20 protein-coding genes and 1 pseudogene are annotated in these 22,635 nt (G+C 69.3%); 8 read left to right on the top strand and 13 right to left on the bottom strand.

The window, feature by feature from the left end:
• Positions 1-312: 312 nt before the first annotated feature.
• The 7 genes from zapE to glyQ form a co-directional block, all read right to left on the bottom strand.
• Positions 313-1,491, bottom strand: coding sequence for a cell division protein ZapE (gene zapE, locus BMY22_RS02590; RefSeq protein ID WP_208599217.1), 1,179 nt, complete (start codon positions 1,489-1,491; stop codon positions 313-315).
• An 82-nt stretch (positions 1,492-1,573) separates the two neighbouring features.
• Positions 1,574-2,455, bottom strand: a complete 882-nt coding sequence (locus BMY22_RS02585; RefSeq protein ID WP_090619311.1) for a Dyp-type peroxidase — start codon at positions 2,453-2,455, stop codon at positions 1,574-1,576.
• Positions 2,456-2,706: 251 nt separating this feature from the next.
• The gene (locus BMY22_RS02580) at positions 2,707-3,726 is read right to left on the bottom strand and encodes a hypothetical protein (RefSeq protein WP_090619310.1); all 1,020 of its coding nucleotides are present in this window, start codon (positions 3,724-3,726) and stop codon (positions 2,707-2,709) included.
• Positions 3,727-3,961: 235 nt separating this feature from the next.
• Positions 3,962-4,723 carry a lysophospholipid acyltransferase family protein gene (locus BMY22_RS02575; protein WP_425265956.1) on the bottom strand — a complete coding sequence of 254 codons (762 nt, stop codon included), beginning with the start codon at positions 4,721-4,723 and terminating at the stop codon, positions 3,962-3,964.
• A 5-nt stretch (positions 4,724-4,728) separates the two neighbouring features.
• Positions 4,729-5,271, bottom strand: a complete 543-nt coding sequence (gene gmhB, locus BMY22_RS02570) for a D-glycero-beta-D-manno-heptose 1,7-bisphosphate 7-phosphatase (protein ID WP_090619308.1) — start codon at positions 5,269-5,271, stop codon at positions 4,729-4,731.
• 3 nt (positions 5,272-5,274) lie between these two features.
• Positions 5,275-7,332 carry a glycine--tRNA ligase subunit beta gene (gene glyS, locus BMY22_RS02565; RefSeq protein ID WP_090619307.1) on the bottom strand — a complete coding sequence of 686 codons (2,058 nt, stop codon included), beginning with the start codon at positions 7,330-7,332 and terminating at the stop codon, positions 5,275-5,277.
• Positions 7,329-8,276, bottom strand: coding sequence for a glycine--tRNA ligase subunit alpha (gene glyQ, locus BMY22_RS02560; RefSeq protein ID WP_090619305.1), 948 nt, complete (start codon positions 8,274-8,276; stop codon positions 7,329-7,331). Before glyQ ends, glyS begins: the two co-directional genes overlap by 4 nt.
• A gap of 86 nt (positions 8,277-8,362) precedes the next feature.
• Between glyQ and BMY22_RS02555 the strand changes: the two genes are divergently transcribed.
• From BMY22_RS02555 to BMY22_RS02545, 3 genes and pseudogenes are all read left to right on the top strand, one after another.
• Positions 8,363-8,947 (top strand): DNA-3-methyladenine glycosylase I, encoded by a 585-nt coding sequence (locus BMY22_RS02555; RefSeq protein ID WP_090619304.1) that lies wholly within the window; start codon positions 8,363-8,365, stop codon positions 8,945-8,947.
• Positions 8,948-9,041: 94 nt separating this feature from the next.
• The gene (locus BMY22_RS02550; RefSeq protein ID WP_090619302.1) at positions 9,042-9,929 is read left to right on the top strand and encodes a lysophospholipid acyltransferase; all 888 of its coding nucleotides are present in this window, start codon (positions 9,042-9,044) and stop codon (positions 9,927-9,929) included.
• Positions 9,930-10,022: 93 nt separating this feature from the next.
• Positions 10,023-11,728 (top strand): annotated as a pseudogene (locus tag BMY22_RS02545) (bifunctional metallophosphatase/5'-nucleotidase).
• A gap of 253 nt (positions 11,729-11,981) precedes the next feature.
• Here the strand turns inward: BMY22_RS02545 and trkA are convergent.
• From trkA to def, 4 genes are read right to left on the bottom strand one after another with little or no spacing between them, the layout of a single operon-like run.
• Complete coding sequence (gene trkA / locus BMY22_RS02540) at positions 11,982-13,355, bottom strand: Trk system potassium transporter TrkA (protein WP_090619301.1); 1,374 nt, start codon at positions 13,353-13,355, stop codon at positions 11,982-11,984.
• An 11-nt stretch (positions 13,356-13,366) separates the two neighbouring features.
• Positions 13,367-14,692, bottom strand: coding sequence for a 16S rRNA (cytosine(967)-C(5))-methyltransferase RsmB (rsmB, locus tag BMY22_RS02535; protein ID WP_170849267.1), 1,326 nt, complete (start codon positions 14,690-14,692; stop codon positions 13,367-13,369).
• A gap of 2 nt (positions 14,693-14,694) precedes the next feature.
• A complete protein-coding gene (gene fmt, locus BMY22_RS02530) occupies positions 14,695-15,639 on the bottom strand; it encodes a methionyl-tRNA formyltransferase (protein WP_090619298.1) in 945 nt (314 codons plus the stop codon).
• Positions 15,640-15,698: 59 nt separating this feature from the next.
• Positions 15,699-16,205, bottom strand: coding sequence for a peptide deformylase (def, locus tag BMY22_RS02525; RefSeq protein ID WP_090619297.1), 507 nt, complete (start codon positions 16,203-16,205; stop codon positions 15,699-15,701).
• 154 nt (positions 16,206-16,359) lie between these two features.
• Here def and BMY22_RS02520 point away from each other — a divergent pair, with 154 nt between their 5' ends.
• The 3 genes from BMY22_RS02520 to tsaC all read left to right on the top strand — a co-directional run bounded on the left by BMY22_RS02520 (position 16,360) and on the right by tsaC (position 19,164).
• Positions 16,360-17,388: a LysM peptidoglycan-binding domain-containing protein gene (locus tag BMY22_RS02520; RefSeq protein ID WP_090619295.1), complete on the top strand. Its 1,029-nt coding sequence runs from the start codon at positions 16,360-16,362 to the stop codon at positions 17,386-17,388.
• Positions 17,389-17,452: 64 nt separating this feature from the next.
• Positions 17,453-18,544, top strand: a complete 1,092-nt coding sequence (dprA, locus tag BMY22_RS02515) for a DNA-processing protein DprA (protein WP_090619293.1) — start codon at positions 17,453-17,455, stop codon at positions 18,542-18,544.
• Positions 18,545-18,606: 62 nt separating this feature from the next.
• The gene (tsaC, locus tag BMY22_RS02510; RefSeq protein WP_090619292.1) at positions 18,607-19,164 is read left to right on the top strand and encodes an L-threonylcarbamoyladenylate synthase type 1 TsaC; all 558 of its coding nucleotides are present in this window, start codon (positions 18,607-18,609) and stop codon (positions 19,162-19,164) included.
• 3 nt (positions 19,165-19,167) lie between these two features.
• On the opposite strand, the gene BMY22_RS02505 is transcribed toward tsaC, so the two are convergent.
• A complete protein-coding gene (locus BMY22_RS02505) occupies positions 19,168-20,145 on the bottom strand; it encodes an NADPH:quinone reductase (RefSeq protein WP_090619290.1) in 978 nt (325 codons plus the stop codon).
• Between the two features lie 181 nt (positions 20,146-20,326).
• Between BMY22_RS02505 and hemF the strand changes: the two genes are divergently transcribed.
• Both hemF and aroE read left to right on the top strand, forming a co-directional pair.
• A complete protein-coding gene (hemF, locus tag BMY22_RS02500) occupies positions 20,327-21,244 on the top strand; it encodes an oxygen-dependent coproporphyrinogen oxidase (protein ID WP_090619402.1) in 918 nt (305 codons plus the stop codon).
• Between the two features lie 153 nt (positions 21,245-21,397).
• Positions 21,398-22,210, top strand: coding sequence for a shikimate dehydrogenase (aroE, locus tag BMY22_RS02495; protein WP_090619289.1), 813 nt, complete (start codon positions 21,398-21,400; stop codon positions 22,208-22,210).
• Positions 22,211-22,217: 7 nt separating this feature from the next.
• Here aroE and BMY22_RS02490 read toward each other — a convergent pair whose 3' ends face one another.
• Positions 22,218-22,550: an ElaB/YgaM/YqjD family protein gene (locus BMY22_RS02490; RefSeq protein ID WP_090619288.1), complete on the bottom strand. Its 333-nt coding sequence runs from the start codon at positions 22,548-22,550 to the stop codon at positions 22,218-22,220.
• Positions 22,551-22,635 lie beyond the last annotated feature (85 nt).

The raw sequence follows: 22,635 nt of genomic DNA, 5'->3' as shown, positions 1-22,635 counted from the left end.
CGATGGTCAGTCCCGGAGCCGTGCTCCCCGGCGCAGCTGCCTGGTTTCGACATTGCGCCGGAAGAGCGGACGCGCTGGAAATAATCGTACGGATAGGGCTTGAGCCGCGGCCGGATCATGCGCAGGGCACGCTCGGCCCTGCTGGTTGCGCGCTTTGATTAAGGCCGAGGCGCGCGATATAAGCGGCGACGCGTACAAGGTGGGTGATCTTCGATCTGCCCGTCGAGGCTGATGGGGAACAGGTCGCCCTGGTCCGGGGGATTGTTCTCGTCGGCTCCACCGGCTGTCAGGTTTAGAGCGGGCTTTTTCTGTTCATGTCGAGATCGGCTCCGGTCGGGGCGAGGGCTGCAGGGGCGATTGTTGCCCGGCGCCGCCAAACCTTTCCATCTGCATCTCCCGCAACCGGCTCAAGGTGCGGCGGAACGGGAAGGCCAGATACCCTTCTGTGTATAACTCCTCCAGCGGCACCGCCGCTTCCAGATACAGCGGCACGCGGCGGTCGTAGCATTCGTCGACCAAGGCGATGAAGCGGCGCACGCTATCGTCCTGGGGGGCGAGGGCGGGCAGCTGGCGGTCGCCGGCGATGACCCGTTCGATGCCGTCCTCAGTGCCGCGGGCGATCTTCGCCGCGCGCGGTTGGCCGCCGAGGCGGGGTACCTCGCCGAGGAGGATGGCGGCGAAGCGGTCGCACAGGGCGATGAAGTCGAAGGCCGACAGCGGCTGCTGGCACAGGTCGGCATAGCGACACCAGAGGATGCGGGTGCTGTGCTGCACGTTGGCGATGCGCCGCTCGCCGAGCGCCAGTGGGGCGGCGGAGGTGGGTTGCCCGGCGTTCAGACGTTCGAATACGCCGCGCAGGGCGCTGGTCTTTGCCGCATCGGCGATCCAGTAGCGCTGGTGTCCGGTGCCGGGATGCAGGCGGTGATCCTGGCCGCCGTCGACAGCGACCACCTGCATGTGCTGCTCGATGGCAGCGATCGCCGGAAGGAAGCGCCCGCGGTTGAAGCCGTCGGCATACAGCTGCTCGGGCGGCTGGTTGGAGGTGGCGACCACCGTCACCCCGGTCTCGAATATCGCCTGCAGTAGTCGACCGAGCAGCATGGCGTCGCCGATGTCGCTGACGAACAGTTCGTCGAAGCACAGTACCCGCACCTCTGCGGCCAACTCGCGTGCCAGCGCTTGCAGCGGGTCGGGGGTTCCGGAGAGCTGGAACAGACGCTGGTGTACCCAGCGCATGAAGTGGTGGAAGTGCTGGCGTCGGGCCGGGACGCGCAGGCTCTGGTAGAAGCGGTCGAGCAGCCAGGTCTTGCCGCGCCCGACCGGCCCCCACAGGTAGACCCCGCGCGGTGGCGACGCCGGCCCGTCCTGGCGGTGCAGGGCCTGGTAACAGTCTTCCAGCCGCTGTGCGGATTGCCACTGCGCGGCATCCGGGACGAAGCCGTGCTGCTCGATGGCCTGGCGGTAGGCTGCCAGCGGCGAGGCGATGTCGATGCGGTTCATGGTGCGGAAGTTTCTCCCGGCCCGAGGCCTGTGTGCTGCCCTCCCCCGCTGCTGGAGAGGACAACGAATGCCGTTAACCCAGCAGGATCCGCAGATCGAGGTGGCTGTCGCGCACCGGTGGGCACCAATAGTAACCGCCGCTGGTCGGCTGGCTGAAGCGGAACAAGGCGTCGACGATGCCGTCCTCCAGGCCGGCCATACGCCGCAGCTGGGCTTCGAAGGCCTCGAGGGAGTGGCCGAAGGCGAGGAACAGCAGGCCGGCCTGCTGGCTGTCGCTCCAGGGCATCGAGCGGCGCAGGACGAAGGCTTCCGGCTCGAAGCTTTCCTGGGCGGTGCGCTTGACGTGGGCCGACTCCGGTGCGTCCTCCAGTTCCTCGTTGTCGCTCTGGCGCCGGCCGATGATGTGGTCCTGCTCGCCTGGCGGCAGGGCTCCGAAGTGGTCGAGATCGTGCACCCAGTGCTGCACGGCGGCGAAGCTGCCACCACGCAGCCCATCGGTTCCCTCGCCGACGAGGGCGGCCGCGACGGCCTTCTCGCCTTCGGGGTTTTCGGTGCCATCCTCGTAGCCGGTCAGGTCGCGGCCTTCCCGGTAGCGGAACGCGTCGGTGCTCTGTACCAGGCGCAGGGCCGAGGCCAGGGAGGCGATCAGTTCGCGGCTGCGATGCAGCAGCTCGCCGCGATCCTCGCCACGCAGCCAGCACCACAGGGCATGCTGGGTCGAGGGGACGTCTACGCCGGCGCCGCTCAGCGCCGGGAATGCGCGCAGGCCGTCGAGGTGGCGGCCCAGCGCCTGCAGCAGCGATGCGCCGAAACCGACGACGATTGTCTCGCCGTCGGCCAGGCGGGCCAGACGGGTCAGGGCATCGGGCAGAGCATCTGCCGATTCGAGGGTGAAGAACAGGTGGCGGGCCTGCGACGGTACGTCGGCAAGGATGCCCGGTTGGGAGGGCTGCATGTGAACTCCTTTCAGTGAAGCGGCGATTTCGAAGGCTCTTTCCCGGTTGCGGGTTACCCGAGCTGTCGGCCCGGGCTCGGCGTTCTCTGCGGGAGCCCGCCGTTTTGTTGTTGCCGGCCATCGTGTTTGGCTTGAGCGACACGCCACCGGCAAGTGGGACAGAGCCGTCCCGAAAGCCCATTGTGCCGGAATCCCTTCCGGCGTCGAAGCAGGGCAAGGCCGATAAGGCGGCACTCCGAACGCGACGACCTTCAGAGCCTGCCGCGGTCCTCCGGCAAAGGCCTGTCCAGCACCGCCCGTGCCCGGCAGTATTCGAGGCGGTAGACGGCGAAGATCTCGGCGATCGCCCCGTCCGCCATGCCCAGTCGGCTCAGGGTCCTCTGCAGGTAGGCGCAGCTCTCCGCGAAGCGGAAGGACTCGCAGAGCAGCTGGCGGTTGAGGGCGAGATCGCCCTCCCCGCTCCCTTCGCCGAGGATCCTTCTCAGGACGGCGTCCATCAGTCCGGTGAGCGCGAGGGCCGTCGGCCGGCGACGGCCCTCGCGCCAGTCGCCAAGCAGGCGTTCCCTCGCCAGGACGTTCGCCCCCTCTCCCGTCCAGAGTCGAGCGAGGCCGCTGCCGTCGGGCTGAGGCTCGGGGCAGCCGCCGAGAGTGGCGAGATGGGCGAGGTAACCCTCCACGGGATTGCTCCACTGCCCGCTCGCGGAATCGAAGGTCGGCAGAAAGGTCTCGAGCAGCACTTCGTCCTGCTCGCCGTTCTGGTTGAGCAGCTCCCAGTGCTGGAGACTGAGGTCGACCACCCGCCAGGCAGCCAGGCGCAGCGCTACGGCGAATACGTCGGCGAGGCGCGACTCGAGCACCAGCTCGCTTTCCAGCAGTGTGTCGGCGTCGATTTCCGGCGTCTGTAGGTGACGGCGCAGTCGCTCGCCGGCGGGCGGGCAACCGAGCTCCGTGGCCAGCGGGCTGTGTGCCAGGCAGCGGAGCTTGTCAAGGCCGGAGTCCAGTTCCGGCAGGAGCTGACAGGCCAGCGTGCGCTCTTCCTCCAGGCGCCGTTGCCAATAGTCCCGGGCGGCCGGATGCTCGAACAGGCCGTCGGCGAGCAGCCGCTGCCATTGCGCATGGGCAGGCCAGTAGGGCGCGGACGCTTCCGACAGTTCGCTCGGGCCGGCCGGTAGCGGCAGGTTGAGCAGTTCCAGCAGCTGGGGCAGTGGGAGGAAGAACAAAGTGCCTTCGACAGCCGCCTCCTGCAGCGGAACAGTTCCACCGGCGGTCATGACAAGGACATCCCGCTCGCGGGCTCCCCGCCGGTTCGGCGGTCGAGGAAGCGCTGGCGACGGCATTGGGCGGTGTAATCCATGGGGGGTTCCGGCTACGTCTGGTCGGGCGAGAGGGCCTATGGGTGGTCTGCCGCGCAGGGTTCCACGTGGAACACGGCTCGGCAGGCAACGGACCTCATCATGAAAAAGCCGGTATATTGGGACCGGCTTTGGGGGGTGCATGCCGGGGATGTTAAACCTTGGCAGGCCCCTCCACCACCGGGTTGTCGGCCAGAACGCCGAGTTCCCGCTGGGTCTGCTCGACCCAGGCGAAGGCCCGCTCGTTGAGGTCGGCGATGGCGCGCGGTCCCTCGCCTTCGGCCTGCAGCGGCGGACCGAAGACCACCCGGACGGTGCCGGGTGTCTTTCCCCAGCCGTCCTTGGGCCAGTAGCGACCGGCATCGTGGGCGACTGGCAGCACCGGCAAGCCGGCATTCACCGCGAGAGCGGCGCCGCCGCGGGAGAACTTGCCGATCTGCCCGACCGGCACGCGGGTGCCTTCGGGGAAGATCAGCACCCAGGCGCCCTGCTCCAGACGCTTATGGCCCTGCTCGGCGAGCTGCTTGAGCGCTGCCTTGGGGTTGCCGCGGTCGATGGCGATCGGCTTGAGCAGGGCGATCGCCCAGCCGAAGAATGGGACGCGCAGCAGCTCGCGCTTGAGCACCTGGCTGAGCGGCTCGAAGTGGGCGGAGAGGAAGAAGGTTTCCCAGGTGCTCTGGTGCTTGGCGAGGATCACGCAGGGCCGCGCCGGAATGTTCTCCAGGCCGTGCAGCTCGTAGCGAATGCCGAGGATGTGCCAGGCCAGCCAGACGGCGCAACGGCACCAGGTCTGCACGACGAAACGGTAGCGGGCGCGGAACGGCAGGAAGGTGGCGACCGCCAGACTGATTAGGCACCAGACGATGGTGCTCAGGGACAGCAGCAGATAGAAAATCGGGATGCGAAGGGATTGCATGGGGCTCAGCCACCGGCCTTGAGAAGATGCTCGACGACGGCCGCCAGGTCATCGAACACCTGGGTGCCGGGCGGCAGGATGTTTTGCAGGGTGCGCTGGCCCTTGCCGGTCTTCACCAGACAGGGGCGGCCGCCGAGCACCAGGCCGGCGTGCAGGTCGCGATGGCTGTCGCCGACCACCGGCACGCCCTTGAGGTCGGGCAGTCGGAAATACTCGGCGATGCTGCGGAACAGGCCGGGCAGCGGCTTGCGGCAGTCGCAGCCATCCTGCGGGCCGTGCGGGCAGTGCACGATCAGATCGACCCGCCCGCCCTGCTCCATCACCAGCCGCTGCAGCTTCAGGTGCATGTCGCTGAGGGCGGTCATATCGAACAGGCCGCGGGCCAGGCCGGACTGGTTGGTGGCGACCGCCACCGTCCAGCCGGCCTTGCTCAGGCGGGCGATCGCCTCGATGGAGCCGGGGATGGGAATCCATTCCTCTGCGGATTTGACGAAGGCGTCGGAGTCTTCGTTGATGACCCCGTCGCGATCGAGCACGATCAGCTTCATCGGTCACTGTCCCAGCATGGAGATGTCGGCGACGCAGAGGAACAGGCCGCGCAGCTGCGCCAGCATGGCGTGGCGGTTGGCGCGGATCGCCGGGTCCTCGGCGTTGACCAGTACCGCCTCGAAGTAGGCGTCGACCGGGTCGCGCAGGCTGGCCAGACGCTCCAGCGCCTCGCGGTAGCGGCGCTCGGCGGCCAGCGGGCGGACCGCGTGCTGGGCCTGTTGCAGTGCCGAGTACAGGGAGAACTCGCAGGCGTTGTCGAAGTAGCGGGCCTCGACGGTGGTCGGCAGCTTGCCCTCGTACTTGCCGAGCAGGTTGGAGACCCGCTTGTTCACCGCGGCCAGCGCCTCGGCTTCCGGCAGCCGGCGGAAGGCTTGCACCGCCTGTACGCGCAGGTCCAGGTCGGATGCCGAGGGCGGCTGCAGGGCGCGTACCGCCAGGTAGCTGGAGACGTCGATGCCCTCGTCCTCGTAGCGCGCACGCAGGCGGTCGAGGATGAACTCGCTGACCTGCTCGGCCAGGCCGGCGGCCTTCACCTTGGCACCGTACTGGGCGACCGCGAAGTGGCTGGCCTCCTCCAGGTCCAGGTCCAGCTGCTTCTCGATGAGGATGCGCAGGATGCCCAGGGCGGCCCGGCGCAGGGCGTAGGGGTCCTTGCTGCCGGTGGGTGGCATGCCGACGCCGAAGATGCCGACCAGGGTGTCGAGCTTGTCGGCCATCGCCACGGCGGCGCCGGTCAGGGTCGATGGCAATACGGCGCCGGCACCGCGCGGCATGTACTGCTCGTCGAGGGCGCGGGCGACATCCTCGGGCTCGCCGTCGTGCAGCGCGTAGTGGTAGCCGGCGACGCCCTGGAGTTCGGGGAATTCGCCGACCATCTCGCTGGCCAGGTCGCTCTTCGACAGGATGCCGGCGCGGATGGCGTGCTCGGGGTTGCCGCCGATGCGCTCGGCGATGAAACCGGCCAGCCGGGAGACCCGCTCGGCCTTGTCCAGCACGCTGCCCAGCTGGGCCTGGAAGACCACGTTGGCCAGGCGCTGGTTGAAGCTTTCCAGGCTCTGCCGCTTGTCCTGGTTGAAGAAGAACTCGGCGTCGGTCAGGCGCGGGCGCACCACCTTCTCGTTGCCGGAGACGATCTGCGCCGGGTCCTTGCTCTCGATGTTGGCTACGGTGATGAAGCGCGGCAGCAACTTGCCGTCGGCGTCCAGCAGGCAGAAGTATTTCTGGTTGTCCTGCATGGTGGAGATCAGCGCTTCCTGGGGCACGGCGAGGAAGCGCTCCTCGAAGGAGCAGACCAGCGGCACCGGCCACTCGACCAGGGCGGTCACCTCGTCGAGCAGCTCCTCGGGGACGATGGCGCTGCCCTGCTGCTGCGCGGCCAGCTCGGCGACGCGCCCGGCGATCAGCTCGCGGCGCTCGGCGAAGTCGGCCAGCACGTAGGCGCTGCGCAGGTCTTCCAGGTAGCTGGTCGGCAGGCTGATGCGCACCGCGTCCGGATGATGGAAGCGGTGGCCCATGGATTCGCGGCCGGCCTTCTGGGCGAGGATCTCGCAGTCGACCACCTGGTTGCCGAACAGCATCACCAGCCACTGGCTCGGGCGGACGAACTCCTCCTTGCGGGCGCCCCAGCGCATGCGCTTGGGAATCGGCAACTCGTCGAGCGCGGTCTGGACGATCGCCGGCAGCAGCGCGGCGGCCGGCTGGCCGGGAAGGCTGCGGCTGTAGCGCAGCTTGGGGCCGCTGCTGTCGATCTCGCTCAGTTCCACGCCGCACTTGCGGGCGAAGCCGAGAGCGGCCTGGGTCGGGTTGCCTTCGGCATCGAAGGCGGCCGCCAGCGGCGGGCCGTCGAGGCTCTGGGTACGATCCGGCTGCTGGATGGCCAACTGCTCGACCAGCACCGCCAGGCGACGCGGCGCGGCGTAGTAGTGGGCAACCCGGTAGGTGAGGCCGGCGCCGACCAGGCCCTTCTCGATGCCGGCGAGGAAGGCGGCGGCGAGGTTCTTCAGGGCTTTCGGCGGCAGCTCTTCGCTGCCCAGTTCGACCAGGAAATCTTGTGCACTCATTCTGCAGCCTCCAGCTTGGCCAGGACTTCGTCACGCAGTTCGGGGGGGGCCATCGGGAAGCCGAGTTTGGCGCGGGCCTGCAGGTAGCTCTGCGCCACGGCGCGGGCCAGGGTGCGCACGCGCAGGATGTAGCGCTGGCGTTCGGTCACCGAGATGGCGCGGCGGGCGTCCAGCAGGTTGAAGGTGTGCGAGGCCTTGAGGACCATCTCGTAGGTCGGCAGCGGCAGTTCCAGCGCGATCAGGCGGTTGGCCTCGGACTCGTAGAAGTCGAATTGTTCGAACAGCTTGGCGACGTTGGCGTGCTCGAAGTTGTAGGTGGACTGCTCCACCTCGTTCTGGTGGAACACGTCGCCGTAGGTGACCTTGCCGAACGGGCCGTCGGTCCACACCAGGTCGTACACCGAATCCACGCCCTGCAGGTACATGGCCAGGCGTTCAAGGCCGTAGGTGATCTCGCCGGTGACTGGGTAGCACTCGATGCCGCCGACCTGCTGGAAGTAGGTGAACTGGGTGACTTCCATGCCGTTCAGCCAGACCTCCCAGCCCAGTCCCCAGGCGCCCAGGGTCGGCGACTCCCAGTTGTCCTCGACGAAGCGCACGTCGTGCACCCGGGTGTCGATGCCGATGCGCCGCAGGGATTCCAGGTAGAGGTCCTGGATGTCGTCCGGGTTGGGCTTCAGGACCACCTGGAACTGGTAGTAGTGCTGCAGGCGGTTGGGGTTCTCGCCGTAGCGACCGTCGGCGGGGCGGCGCGAGGGCTGCACGTAGGCGGCATTCCAGGTTTCCGGGCCGATGGCGCGCAGAAAGGTGGCGGTGTGGAAGGTGCCGGCGCCCACTTCCATATCGTAGGGCTGCAGCACCACGCAACCCTGTTCGGCCCAGTAGTTCTGCAGGGCGAGAATCAGGTCTTGGAAGGTGCGCACGGCAGGCGTAGTCTGGCTCACAAAAATCACCCTGTCCTGAGGCTGCGACGTAAAAGGCTGCGAGTATACCCGATTCCCGGCGGCCTCCACTGTGATGCGAAAGCCCCATGCCACGCTGCTTCTGGTGTTCTGCCGACCCTCTGTACAGGGCCTATCACGACGAGGAATGGGGCGTGCCCCTGCACGATCCGCAGCGCCTGTTCGAGCTTTTGCTGCTGGAGGGTTTCCAGGCCGGATTGTCCTGGTTCACCGTGCTGAAGAAACGCGAGCACTACCGCCGCGTGCTGTTCGGTTTCGATGCGCAGCGCCTGGCGCGGCTGAGCGACGCCGAGATCGAGGCGCTCCTGCAGGACCCCGGCATCATCCGCAACCGCCGCAAGCTCGAGGCCGCCCGGCAGAACGCCCGCGCCTGGTTGACGCTCGAGGAGCCGGTCGACTGGCTGTGGTCGTTCGTCGGCGGTGCCCCGCGGATCAACCGCTTCCGCACGCCGGCCGAGGTGCCGGTGACGACCCCGGAGGCCGAGGCGCTCGGCCGGGCGCTGAAGAAGGCCGGCTTCGCCTTCGTCGGACCGACCATCTGCTATGCCTTCATGCAGGCGGCCGGGATGGTCATGGACCACACTACCGATTGCGACCGCCATGCCGAGCTGGCGGGGTTGTCCGCCGGGCCGGCGCCCGTGCGTCGCCGCTGAGCGGTGTCCCCCGAGCGCTCCGGAAAGCCCCTGTTCCGCCCCTTCCTGTGGGCTGCACTAGACTATGAGCCGTTTTCAAGCTGGGAGTCCGTTTGTGGAAAAGCTCAAGGGGGCGGTGGCCGTCATTTCCCTGCGCCTTTTCGCCCTGCTGCCCTGGCGCGCCGTCGAGGGCGTCGGGGCCGGCCTCGGCTGGCTGCTGGCGCATGTGCCGAACCGTTCGCGCGAGGTGGTACGGGTCAACATCGGCCAGTGTTTCCCCGAGCTCGATGCCCGGGCGCGCGAGTGCCTGGTGCGCCGGAGCTTGCGCGACATCGGCAGGACCCTCACCGAAAGCGCTTGCGCCTGGATCTGGCCGGCGCGCAAGTCCCTCGCCCGGGTGCGCGAGGTGGAAGGCTTGGAGGCGCTCGAGCAGGCACTGGCCTCCGGCAAGGGGGTGGTCGGCATCACCAGCCACTTGGGCAACTGGGAAGTGCTCAACCATTTCTACTGCAGCCGGTGCCGGCCGGTCATCTTCTACCGGCCGCCCAAGCTCCGCGCGGTGGACGAGCTGCTGCAGCGCCAGCGCGTGCAACTCGGCAACCGCATCGCCCCCTCGACCCGCGAAGGTATCCTCAGCGTGCTCCGCGAGGTGCGCCGGGGCGGCGCGGTGGGCATTCCGGTCGACCCCGAGCCGGGCGAGGGCAGCGGCCTCTTCGTGCCTTTCCTCGGTACCCGGGCGCTGACCAGCAAGTTCGTGCCGAACATGCTCGCCAGCGGCAAGGCGGTCGGCGTCTTCCTGCATGCCGTGCGCCTGGCGGACGGCTCGGGCTACCGGGTGATCCTCGAGGCCGCGCCGCCGGCGATGTACAGCCGGGATACGGAAGCCGCCGTGGCGGCGATGAGCGCGGTGCTCGGCAAGTACGTGCGCGCCTATCCCAGCCAGTACATGTGGACCATGAAGCGCTTCAAGAAGCGCCCGCCGGGCGAGCGGGAGTGGTATTAAGGACGCCGCGGGGTACCCGCCGGAGCCCTTTCGCGATCATCCATGTGCCCGGGGTAGCTTGCAGACTCCGGCCCAAGAGCCGATGGAGCGCTCATGTCACGATCATCGATCAGGTCATCGACCCTGCTGTTCGCCGTCCTCGCTCTGGGCAGCGGCTGCAGTCTGACTTCGCCGCCACCGCCGCCGTCGGTCGAGGTCAACCTCCTGGCGGTGAACGATTTCCATGGCCACATCCAGCCCACTGCCTTCACCTACCGGAACGCTTCTGGCGAGCAGCGCAGTCTGAACGCCGGCGGTATCGCGGCCATCAGCGGGTTGCTGGCGCAGATGCGCGCCACGGATCCCGAGCTGCTGTTCGTCGGCGGCGGCGACCTCATCGGCGGCAGCCCGCCGCTCTCGGCCATGTGGGCGGACGAGCCGTCGCTGCAGGCGCTCGATCTGCTGGACCTGCGCCTGTCCTCGGTCGGCAACCACGAACTCGACCAGGGCCGCGACGAACTGCTGCGCCAGGTCCGGGGCGGCTGCCGCTCGCCGCGCCCGGACCAGGCCTGTCGGTTCGAATCCGTCCACCGCGGGATCGGTTTCACCTATATCGCCGCCAATCTGGTCGACCGCCAGACCGGCGCCCGGCTGTTCCCGGCCTACCGCATCGAACGGGTGCGCGGCGCCAAGGTCGCCTTTGTCGGCGCGGTGGTGGAAGACCTCGGCACGCTGATCTCCCCGCGCAGCATGCAGGGATTGCGTACCCTGGACGAGGCGGAGGCGATCAATGCCCAGGTTCCGGCCCTGCTGGCGCAAGGTGTCGATGCCATTGTCGCGGTGGTGCACCAGGGCGGTGCCACGCCTGAATCCCACGGCCAGCCGGACTGTCGCCAACTGAGCGGCCCGATCGTCGACGTTGCCCGGCGCCTGGACCCCAGGATCAAGGTCATGCTGAGCGGACATACCCACCAGGGTTACCTGTGCCGGGTAGGCGACGTGCTGGTGACTCAGGCCGGCTCCTACGGGCGGCTGGTCACGCACCTGACCCTGAGTATCGACCCGGCCCGCCACCGGCTGCTCGACGTCAAGGCCCGCAATCTGCTGGTCGACCCCCGGCGCTACCCGCCCACTGCCGAGGTCGCCGCTCTGCAGCGGGCCGTGGAGCAACGTAGCCAGAAACTGCTCGGCCGCCCGCTGGCGCGTCTGGCGGTGCGCCAGGTGCCGCAGGCCGCCAACAGCGCAGGCGAATCCCCGATGGGCAACCTGATCGCCGATGCCCAACTGGCGGCTACCGCGCATCTGGGCGCCCGGGTGGCGCTGACCAATCCGGGCGGAATCCGTGCCGGCCTGGCGCTGGAGCCCGGCCAGCTCGAGGTCAGCTACGGCCAGGTCGCCAGCGTGCAGCCGTTCAACAACAGCCTGACGATACTCACCCTCAGCTGCGCGAGCTGCTCGAGCAGCAGTGGCAGGCGGACGCTTTCAGGCCGCTGCAGCCGTCGTCATCGCTCAGCTACAGCTGGGACCCCGGACGGCCCGTCGGCCGGCGTGTCGTCGCCGGCAGCCTGATGGTCGATGGCCGGCCGGTGCAGGACACTGCCCGATACCGAGTCACGGTGAATTCCTTCATGGCCGAGGGCGGCGACAAGCTGAGCGTGCTGGCCAGGGCGACCGAGCGCCTGGACACGGGGCTGAACGACCTTGAGGCGCTGATCGACTATCTGCAGGCCAGGGACCGCGCCGGTTCGCCGGCCGGCCACAGCCTGGCCGCCGGGCGCATACGGCGGCTTGAAAGCAGCCCGCCGGAAGAGGCGAGGTGAACTGGCCGGTGGTTTTCAGCGGCTTGCCCAACCCCTCTCCCGGCCGCCCCGGGCCAAGGCGACCCCGGGGCGCTCAGAGGTTGTGAAAAAATCGAATAGCGCCGCGAGAACCTCTCCAACCACCTTCAGAACGGCGTGCTACGTGAAATGCAGGAGAGTTTGCGGACCAAATAGTCTCACTTTTCACGTAGCGCAACGTTTTAGCGGGGGTTTTGAAGGGGGCTCAGCAGCGGCTTGAATTTTTCACAGCCTCTCAGAAGAAGGTCAGCCCCACCTGGAACAGCCGCTCCACGTCGCGGATGTGCTTCTTGTCGACCAGGAAGAGGATCACATGGTCGCCGGACTCGATCAGGGTGTCGTCGTGGGCGATCAGCACCTGCTCGGCGCGGATCACCGCACCGATGGTGGTGCCCTGGGGCAGCTCGATCTCGCCGATCATGCGTCCGACCACCTTGCTCGACTTGGCGTCGCCGTGGGCGATCGCCTCGATGGCTTCCGCCGCGCCGCGGCGCAGCGAGTGCACGCTGACGATGTCGCCGCGGCGCACATGGGTCAGCAGGGTGCCGATGGTGGCCAGCTGCGGGCTGATCGCGATATCGATCTCGCCGCCCTGCACCAGGTCGACGTAGGCCGGGTTGTTGATGATGCTCATCACCTTGCGCGCGCCGAGGCGCTTGGCCAGCAGCGAGGACATGATGTTGGCCTCGTCGTCGTTGGTCAGGGCGAGGAAGATGTCGGCCTCGTTGATGTTCTCCTCGACCAGCAGATCCTTGTCCGAGGCGTTGCCCTGCAGCACGATGCTGCTGTCCAGGGTGTCCGAGAGGTAGCGGCAGCGCGCCGGATTGGACTCGATGATCTTCACCTGGTAGCGGCTCTCGATGGCCTCGGCCAGCCGTTCGCCGATGTGTCCGCCGCCGGCGATGACGATCCGCTTGTTGCTGATCTCGAGACGCCGCAGCTCGCTCATCACCGCGCGGATATGGGTCTTGGCGGCGATGAAGAACACCTCGTCGTCGGCCTCGATCACCGTGTCGCCCTTGGGCAGGATCGCCCGGTTGCGGCGGAAGATCGCCGCCACCCGGGCATCCACGGTCGGCATGTGCTCGCGGATCTGCTTGAGCTGCTGGCCGACCAGCGGACCGCCGTAGTAGGCGCGCACCGCCACCAGCTGGGCCTTGCCGTCGGCGAAGTCGATCACCTGCAGGGCGCCGGGGTATTCGATCAGCCGCTTGATGTGGTTGGTCACCACCTGTTCCGGACTGATCAGCACGTCGACCGGAATCGCCTCGTTGCTGAACAGCCCGGCGCGGGTCAGGTAGGCCGACTCGCGCACCCGGGCGATCCGCGTCGGGGTATGGAACAGGGTGTAGGCGACCTGGCAGGCGACCATGTTGGTCTCGTCGCTGTTGGTCACCGCCACCAGCATGTCGGCATCGTCGGCGCCGGCCTGGCGCAGCACGGTGGGGAAGGAGCCCTTGCCGAGGATGGTGCGGATGTCCAGGCGGTCGCCGAGATCGCGCAGGCGCTCGCTGTCGGTGTCCACCACGGTGATGTCGTTGGCCTCGCTGGCCAGGTGCTCGGCCAGGGTGCCGCCGACCTGGCCGGCGCCAAGAATGATGATCTTCATCGGGTCTGTCCTCAGCCGCGCGGACCGGCGGCGATCTTGATCAACTTGGCATAGTAGAAGCCGTCGTGGCCGTGGGGCTGCGGCAGCAGCTGGCGGCCGTGGCGTTGCGCCAGGCCCGGCTTGGCCCCGGCGAAGCTGGCGGCGACGTCCAGCTCGCGGGCACCGGGGGTGCGGGCGAGAAAGGCGGCAATGGTGTCGCTGTTCTCCGCCGGGAGGACCGAGCAGGTGGCATAGAGCAGGATGCCGCCGACCTCCAGGGTCGGCCAGAGGGCGTCGAGCAGCTCGCCCTGCAGGCCGGCCAGGGCGGGAATGTCCTCGGGCTGGCGGGTCAGCTTGATGTCCGGATGGCGACGGATCACCCCGGTGGCGGAACAGGGCGCGTCGAGCAGGATGCGCTGGAAGCGGCGACCGTCCCACCAGGTTTCGGTGGCCCGCGCGTCGGCGGCGATCAGCCGGGCCGTCAGACCCAGCCGGGCGAAGTTCTCGCGGACCCGTTCGAGACGCCGTTCCTCCAGGTCGACGGCGACCAGCTCGGCCAGCCGCGGCTCGGTTTCCAGCAGGTGACAGGTCTTGCCGCCCGGCGCGCAGCAGGCATCCAGCACGCGCTGGCCGGGCATCAGCTCGAGCAGGGGGGCGGCCAGCTGGGCGGCTTCGTCCTGCACGCTGAAGCGGCCCTCGGCGAAGCCCGGCAGGTTGCGCACGTCGCGCGCCTCGCCGAGCAGGATGCCGTCGCGGCTGAAGCGGCAGGCGCTGGCCGGGATGCCGGCCTCCTCCAGCTCGGTGAGGTAGGCGTCGCGCGCAACCTGCCGGCGGTTGACCCGCAGGGTCAGCGGCGGGTGCTCGTTGTTGGCGGCGCAGATGGCTTCCCAGTGCTCCGGCCAGTGCGCCTTCAGCGCCTGCTGCAACCAGCGCGGATGGGCGGTGCGCGACACCGGATCGCCCTCCAGGCCGGCGAGCAGCGCCGTGCCCTCGCGCTGCACGCGGCGCAGCACGGCGTTCAACAGGCCCTTGGCCCAGGGCTTCTTCAGCACTGCGGCACAGGCCACGGTTTCGCCGATCGCCGCATGGGCGGGGATGCGGGTGTACAGCAGCTGGTACAGGCCGATCAGCAGCAGCGCTTCGACATCCCGGTCGGCAGCTTTGAGCGGCTTCTGCAGCAGTCGTTCGGCGAGCAGGGCCAGGCGCGGCTGCCAGCGGGCGGCGCCGAAGGCGAGTTCCTGGGCCAGCGCGCGGTCGCGCGGTTCGACCTGTTCCAGCTGGGCCGGCAGAGCGGCGAGCGACGCCTTGCCGGCGAGCACCGCCGTCAGCGCGCGGGCGGCGGCCAGGCGCGGATTCAGGCTCATGTCCCCAGCACCTGGCCGACGGCGAACTGCTCGCGGCGGCTGTGGTACAGCTCGGCGAAGGCCAGCGGCTTGCCGCCCGGCAGTTGCAGGCGGGTGAGGCGCAGGGCGCCGCCGCCGCAGGCGACGGTCAGGCCATCGCGGCCGACGGCGAGGAGAGTCCCCGGCGCGCCGCTGCCCGGCTCGACGAATGCAGCGAACACCTTCAGCGGCGTGCCGTTCAGGCTGGTGTGGCTGACCGGCCAGGGATCGAAGGCGCGGATCAGCCGTTCCAGCTCCACGGCCGGACGGTTCCAGTCGAGGCGCGCCTCGTCCTTGTTCAGCTTGTGGGCATAGGTCGCCAGGGCATCGTCCTGCCGCTCGCCTTGAAGCTCGCCGGCGGCCAGCCGGCCGATGGCCTCGACCAGCGCCGCGGCGCCCAGTCCGGCCAGGCGGTCGTGGAGGCTGCCGCCGGTGTCGGCGGGCCGGATCGGGGTGGCGACCTTGAGCAGCATCGGTCCGGTGTCCAGGCCGGCCTCCATGCGCATCACGGTGACCCCGGACTCGCCGTCGCCGGCCTCGATGGCGCGCTGGATCGGCGCCGCGCCGCGCCAGCGCGGCAGCAGCGAGGCGTGGCTGTTGATGCAACCGAGGCGCGGGATGTCCAGCACCGTCTGCGGCAGGATCAGCCCGTAGGCGACCACCACCATCAGGTCGGGATCGAGTGCCGCGAGTTCCGCCTGCGCGGCGGGGTCGCGCAGGGTCAAAGGCTGGTGGACGGGGATGCCGTGCTGCAGGGCGAGCTGCTTCACCGGGCTGGGCATCAGCTTCTGGCCGCGCCCGGCGGGACGGTCCGGTTGGGTGTAGACGGCGATCGGCCGCTGGCCGGCGGCCAGCAGGGCCTCAAGGTGTTCGGCGGCGAATTCGGGCGTGCCGGCGAAGACGATGCGCAAAGGCTGGGTCATGGTCTCTCGCTCAAGAAAGAAAAAGGCTTGCCGCAGCAAGCCTTCGCAGGGAGGGGTACTCAGCCGTGTTGGCGATGCTGCTTCTCCAGCTTCTTGCGGATGCGGTCGCGCTTGAGCGTCGACAGATAGTCGACGAACAGCTTGCCGTTCAGGTGGTCGCACTCGTGCTGGATGCACACCGCCAGCAGGCCTTCGGCGACCAGCTCGAAGGGCTGGCCGTCGCGATCCAGAGCGCGGATGCGAACCTGCAGCGGGCGCTCGACGTTCTCGTAGAAGCCGGGCACCGACAGGCAGCCTTCCTGGTAGGGACCCAGCTCCTCGGTGAGCGGCTCGAATTCCGGGTTGATGAACACCTGCGGCTCGCTCTTGTCCTCGGACAGGTCCATCACCACCAGGCGTTTGTGCACGTTCACCTGGGTCGCCGCCAGACCGATGCCGGGCGCGGCGTACATGGTTTCGAACATGTCGTCGATCAGCTGGCGCAGCTCGTCGTCCACCGACTCGATGGGTTTGGCGACGGCGCGCAGGCGCGGGTCGGGGAATTCGAGGATGTTCAGTATCGCCATATGCGTTTGTGATGCACTTGGGGAATTGTTCAAAACGGCTGCTGCTAAGATGCTGAGCAGCATTGAAAAAACGGCTTTACGCCGCGATCCCGAAGGGAAATCCGGCGGCACTCGGGCGTTTCACGCGAAGGCACATGATAAAGGGATTCACCGCATGAGGAAATCACTACTCGCCCTGCTGCTGCTGGTCGCCGGCGGCTCTCTGGCGCAGGCCGAGGTGCGGCTCCGCGAGGATCATCCGCAGAGCTACACGGTCGCCCGGGGCGATACCCTGTGGGACATTTCCGGCAAGTTCCTTCGTGCGCCCTGGCAGTGGCCGCAGCTCTGGCAGGTCAACCCGCAGATCGAGAATCCCCACCTGATCTATCCGGGCGACGTGCTGAGCCTGGTCTACGTCGACGGCCAGCCGCGCCTGATGCTCAACCGCGGCGCCAGCCGCGGCACCATCAAGCTGTCGCCGCAAATCCGCAGCGCGCCGATGGTCCAGGCCATCCCGACCATTCCGCTGGAGAAGATCGGCAGCTTCCTGCTCAACAACCGGATCGTCGACGACCCCGCGCAGTTCCAGAAGGCGCCCTACGTGGTCGCCGGCAATGCCGAACGGGTGGTCAGCGGTGCCGGCGACCGGGTCTACGCGCGCGGCAACTTTTCCGCCGGCGAGACGGTGTACGGGATCTTCCGCCAGGGCAAGACCTACCTCGACCCGCAGACCCAGAAACCGCTCGGCATCAACGCCGACGACATCGGCACCGGCGAGGTGGTCGCCGAGGAAGGCGACATCGCCACCCTGGTGCTTAAGCGCTCGACCCAGGAAGTGCGCCTCGGCGACCGCCTGTTTCCCACCGAGGAGCGGGCCGTCAACTCCACCTTCGTGCCCAGCGAGCCGGCCGCCCCGGTCGAGGGGGTGATCCTCGACGTGCCGCGCGGGGTGACCCAGGTCGGCGCCTTCGACGTGGTCACCCTGAGCCGCGGCAGCCTGGACGGCCTGGCCGAGGGCAACGTGCTGGCGGTGTACAAGACCGGCGAAACCGTGCGCGACCGCGTCACCGGCGAGTCGGTGAAGATCCCCGACGAGCGCTCCGGCCTCTTGATGGTGTTCCGCACCTACGCGCGGCTCAGCTATGGCCTGGTCCTCACCGCCAGCCGCCAGCTGGCGGTGATGGACAAGGTGCGCAACCCCTGACTCTGCGCTACCCCGCTTCGCCCTCTCCCGCCCTTTCGTTCCATGGATCAAGGATGATCGCCCCATGTCCCTCTCGCCCGCCGAACTCGAGGCGCGCCTGCGCCTGCACGCCCTGCCCGGACTCGGCCCGCGCCGCCATCGCCGTCTGCTCGAGGCCTTTGTCAGCGCCTCGGCGGCGCTCAGCGCGCCGGCCGCCGCCTGGCGCGCGCTGGGGCTGCCGGCCGAGTGTGCCGAGGCGCGGCGCAGCGCCGAGGTCCGCCAGCAGTCCGCGCTCGCCCTCGCCTGGCTGGAGGAGCCGCGGCGGCAGCTGCTGGTGCTCGGCGAACCCGCCTACCCGGCCCTGCTGGCCGAGCTGGACGACGCCCCGCCGCTGCTCTTCGTCGAAGGCGACCCGACGCTTCTGGAGCGGCCGCAACTGGCCATGGTCGGCAGCCGGCGTGCCTCGAAACCCGGGCTGGACACTGCCCGCGCCTTCGCCCGGCATCTTGCCGGCGCCGGCTTCGTGGTCACCAGCGGGCTGGCCCTGGGCATCGACGGCGCCGCCCACCAGGGGGCGCTGGATGCCGGCGGACGGACCGTGGCGGTGCTCGGTACCGGCCTCAAGCGGCTGTATCCGGCGCGCCACGAGCGGTTGGCGGCGGAGATCCTCGCCGGCGGCGGCGCGCTGGTCTCCGAACTGCCGCTGGACTGCCCGCCCCAGGCAAGCAATTTCCCGCGCCGCAACCGGATCATCAGCGGCCTGTCCCTCGGCGTGCTGGTGGTCGAGGCCAGTCCTTCCAGCGGCTCGCTGATCACCGCCCGCCTGGCTGCCGAGCAAGGCCGCGAGGTCTACGCGATTCCCGGCTCGATTCACCATCCCGGCGCCCGCGGCTGCCACCAGCTGATCCGCGACGGCGCGACCTTGGTGGAAAGCGTCGAGCACATCCTCGAGGCGCTGCGCGGCTGGCAGAACCTCGCGCCGGCGCCTCAGCCGTCGGCCCCGGCCGACGAGCGGCATCCGCTGCTGGCCCTGCTCCACGCCGCCCCGCAGACCAGCGAGGAGCTGGCCCTGGCCAGCGGCTGGCCGCTCGCCCGGGTGCTGGCGACGCTCACCGAACTGGAGCTGGACGGTGCGGTGGCCCGCGAAGGCACCCGCTGGCTGGGCCGCGCCGGCTGATGGACTTCGTCGCCGCCGGCGCCTTGGGTACACTGCGCCGACGATTTTTCCGGAGGCAAGCGATGCACGGCAGTTGGCGGGTGCGACAGGTGGTGCGGGTGCTGCGTGCAGGCGGGGTGATCGCCTATCCGACCGAGGCCGTCTGGGGCCTGGGTTGCGACCCGTGGAACGAGGCCGCAGTGCGCCGCCTGCTGGCACTCAAGGCGCGACCGCAGGCGAAGGGCCTGATCCTGGTCGCCGCCGACGTCCGGCAGTTCGACTTCCTGCTCGCCGACCTGCCGGCGGCCTGGCTCGAACGCCTGGCCGCAACCTGGCCGGGGCCGAACACCTGGCTGGTGCCGCACCGGGGCCGCCTGCCGGCGTGGATCACCGGCCGCCACCCGAGCGTCGCCCTGCGCGTCAGCGACCACCCGCTGGTGCGTGCGCTGTGCCGCCTCGCCGGCCCGCTGGTGTCGACCTCGGCCAACCCTGCCGGCCATCCTGCCGCGCGTTCGCGGCTGCGCGTCGAACAGTATTTCCCGCGCCGACTGGACGCCGTGCTCGGCGGCGCCCTGGGCGGGCGGCGCAACCCGAGCCTGATCCGCGACCTGGCCAGCGGCCAGGTGATCCGCCCGGCCTAGCCGCTACGGCAACAGGATGGTCGAGCCAGTGGTCCGGCGCGAGGTCAGCGCCTCCTGGGCGCGGGCGGCCTCGGCGAGGGGGAAGCGCTGGCCGATCTCGACCCGCACCTGGCCGCTGCCGAGCATCGCGAACAGCTCGTCGGCCATCGCCTGCTGGCGTTCCGGGGTGTCGGCGTAGCCGGCCAGGGTCGGGCGGGTGACGAACAGCGAGCCCTTCTGCGCCAGCACCCCGAGGTTGACCCCGCTCACCGGCCCGGAAGCGTTGCCGAAGCTGACCAGCAGGCCGCGCGGGGCGACGCAGTCCAGCGAGGTTTCCCAGGTGTCCTTGCCGACCGAGTCGTAGACCACCGGGCACTTGCGTCCCTCGGTCAGCTCAAGCACCCGCTGCGCGACGTTCTCGCGGCGGTAGTCGATGGTCGCCCAGGCGCCCAGGGCTTTGGCCCGTTCGGCCTTCTCCGGTGAGCCGACGGTGCCGATCAGCTTGAGCCCGAGCGCCTTCGCCCACTGGCAGGCGAGGCTGCCGACGCCGCCGGCCGCGGCGTGGAAGAGGATCGTCTCGCCGCCCTGGAAACGGCCGATCTGGCGCAGCAGGTACTGCACGGTGAGGCCCTTGAGCAGCGTCGCGGCGGCCTGTTCGAAATCGATGTCGTCCGGCAGCCTGACCAGCTTGTCCGCCGGCAGCACGTGCAGCTCGGCGTAGGCGCCCAGCGGGCCGCCGGCATAGGCGACCCGCTCGCCGATCCGCACGCGCTCGACCTGGCTGCCGACCGCCTCGACCACCCCGGCGCCTTCCAGGCCGAGGCCCGACGGTAGCTGCGGTGGCGCATAGAGGCCGCTGCGGTAGTAGGTGTCGATGAAGTTCAGGCCGATCGCCCGGTTGCGCACCCGAACCTCGTGCGGGCCGGGTTCCGGCGGCGTGTAGTCGGCCCATTCGAGGACCTCGGGGCCGCCGTGGCGGCTGATCTGGATGCGCTTGGCCATCTGCTCTGTTCCTCCGGAGGATCGCTGGGGTGCCCGTCTGCGGGCCGCGACGAAGGTGCTATCCATGCGCCAAGCCCTCCGTCCCGTCAACTTCGGCAAGGGATTGCGCGATGCTATGCTAGCGGCCCGTCCGGGCCTCCGGGCCGCCTTGTCCAGTGCCGCTTTCAACATGGGAAACGCCGTGAACGATCAAATCGAGGCCGTGAAGGCCTACCTGCTTGACCTGCAAGACCGCATCTGCGCCGCCCTCGAGGCCGAGGACGGCGGCGCGCGCTTTCGCGAGGAGGCCTGGCTGCGCGAGGGCGGCGGCGGTGGGCGTACCCGGGTGCTGGAGAACGGCGCGCTGATCGAGAAGGGTGGCGTCAACTTCTCCCACGTGTACGGCGCCGGCCTGCCGCCGTCGGCCAGCGCCCACCGGCCGGAGCTGGCCGGGCGGGGCTTCCAGGCCCTCGGCGTGTCCCTGGTGATCCACCCGCGCAACCCTCACGTGCCGACCTCCCACGCCAACGTGCGGCTGTTCGTCGCCGAGAAGGAGGGCGAGGCGCCGGTCTGGTGGTTCGGCGGCGGCTTCGACCTGACCCCCTACTACGCCGTCGAGGAAGACTGCGTGTTCTGGCACCAGGTCGCCCGCGACGCCTGTGCGCCCTTCGGCGCCGACGTCTACCCGCGCTTCAAGGAATGGTGCGACCGCTACTTCCACCTCAAGCACCGCAACGAGCCGCGCGGCATCGGCGGGCTGTTCTTCGACGACCTCAACGCCTGGGATTTCGATACCAGCTTCGCCTTCCTGCGCGCCGTCGGCGATGCCTACCTCCAGGCCTACCTGCCGATCGTGCAGAAGCGCAAGGACACCCCCTACGGCGAGCGCGAGCGCGAGTTCCAGGCCTATCGCCACGGCCGCTACGTGGAGTTCAACCTAGTCTACGACCGCGGCACCCTGTTCGGCCTGCAGTCCGGCGGGCGCACCGAGTCGATCCTCATGTCGCTGCCGGCCGAGGTGCGCTGGGGCTACGACTGGAAACCCGCGCCGGGCACGCCCGAGGCGCGCCTGACCGAGTACTTCCTCACCGACCGCGACTGGCTGGCCGGCCAGCCCTGAACCTCCATCCGTAGGGTGGGTTAGCCGCCATGCGGCGTAACCCACCAAGGATGCCGGCAGGCATCCCGATTGCCGGCCCTGCGGCCGGTCGGTGGGTTACGGCCTGCGGCCTGACCCACCCTACGACAACTACGACAACTCCCGAGGACTCCCATGGACCGCTACGCCGTGTTCGGCAATCCCATCGGCCACAGCAAGTCACCGCAGATCCACCGCCTGTTCGCCGCGCAGACCGGCCAGGTGCTCAGCTACGAGCCCCGGCTGGCACCGCTGGATGATTTCGCCGGGGCGGCCCGGGCTTTCTTCGCCGACGGCCGGGGCGCCAACGTCACCGTGCCCTTCAAGGAGGACGCCTTCCGCCTGGCCGACCGGCTCACCCCCCGCGCCCAACGTGCCGGAGCGGTGAACACCCTGATGAAGCTCGCGGACGGCGCGCTGCTCGGCGACAACACCGACGGCGCCGGGCTGGTGCGCGATCTCCAGCAGGCCGGCCTGACCCTGGCGGGGCTGCGCATCCTGCTGCTCGGTGCCGGCGGCGCGGTGCGCGGGGTGCTCGAGCCGCTGTTGGCGGAGCGCCCGGCGGCGCTGGTGATCGCCAATCGCAGCGAGGACAAGGCCGAGCAACTGGTCGACGAGTTCGCCGAACTCGGCCCGCTGAGCGCCTGTACCTTCGCCGCGCTGCAGGGACCGTTCGACCTGATCGTCAACGGCACCTCGGCAAGCCTGGCCGGCGAGCTGCCGCCGCTGCCCAGCGGGATGATCCAGTCGGGCCGCGGCTTCTGCTACGACATGATGTACGGCCGCGAGGCCACGCCCTTCTGCCACTGGGCCCAGCAGCAGGGCGCGGCGCGGACCCGCGACGGCCTGGGCATGCTGGTCGAGCAGGCCGCCGAATCCTTCCAGCTATGGCGCGGCGTCCGTCCGGAAACCGCCAGCGTGCTGGCCGAGCTGCGCCGCCAGATCTGACGGCTACTTAGTCGTCCCGGCCGCGGGCGACCAGCAGGCCGAGCAGCGCGGCGACGCCCACCCCCGCCGCCAGGCTGGCCCAGGGGTGGGCGCGGACGCAGTTGCAGGCGCACTGGCCGACCTGTTGGCAGTGGCGGGACAGGCTGTGGCAGGTCTCGCTGCCACGCTGGCAGGAGTGCTGCAGCAGGCCTTCGGCGCGTTCCCGAAGCTGCTCGTAGCTGTGCTGGGCGTCGTGCGAGGCGCTGGCCTTGAGATGCTCCAGGGCGTGCATCAGGTCGTGGATCTCCTTCTCGAGCCGTGCCTCGGCCTGGGACGTGCGGTGGGTCTTGAACAGCGACATGGTGCGGCTCCACTCGGTTGGTCATGGATGGGTCGCGGCAGGTTCCGGCGTGCCGCGCTGTCGAGCAAGCATAGTCCAAGGGGCC

This window comes from Azotobacter beijerinckii, from assembly GCF_900110885.1.
GTDB classification, from domain to species: Bacteria; Pseudomonadota; Gammaproteobacteria; order Pseudomonadales; family Pseudomonadaceae; genus Azotobacter; species Azotobacter beijerinckii.
The sequence above is the reverse complement of the archived record's forward strand: the minus strand, read 5'-3'. Positions and strand labels throughout refer to the sequence as shown.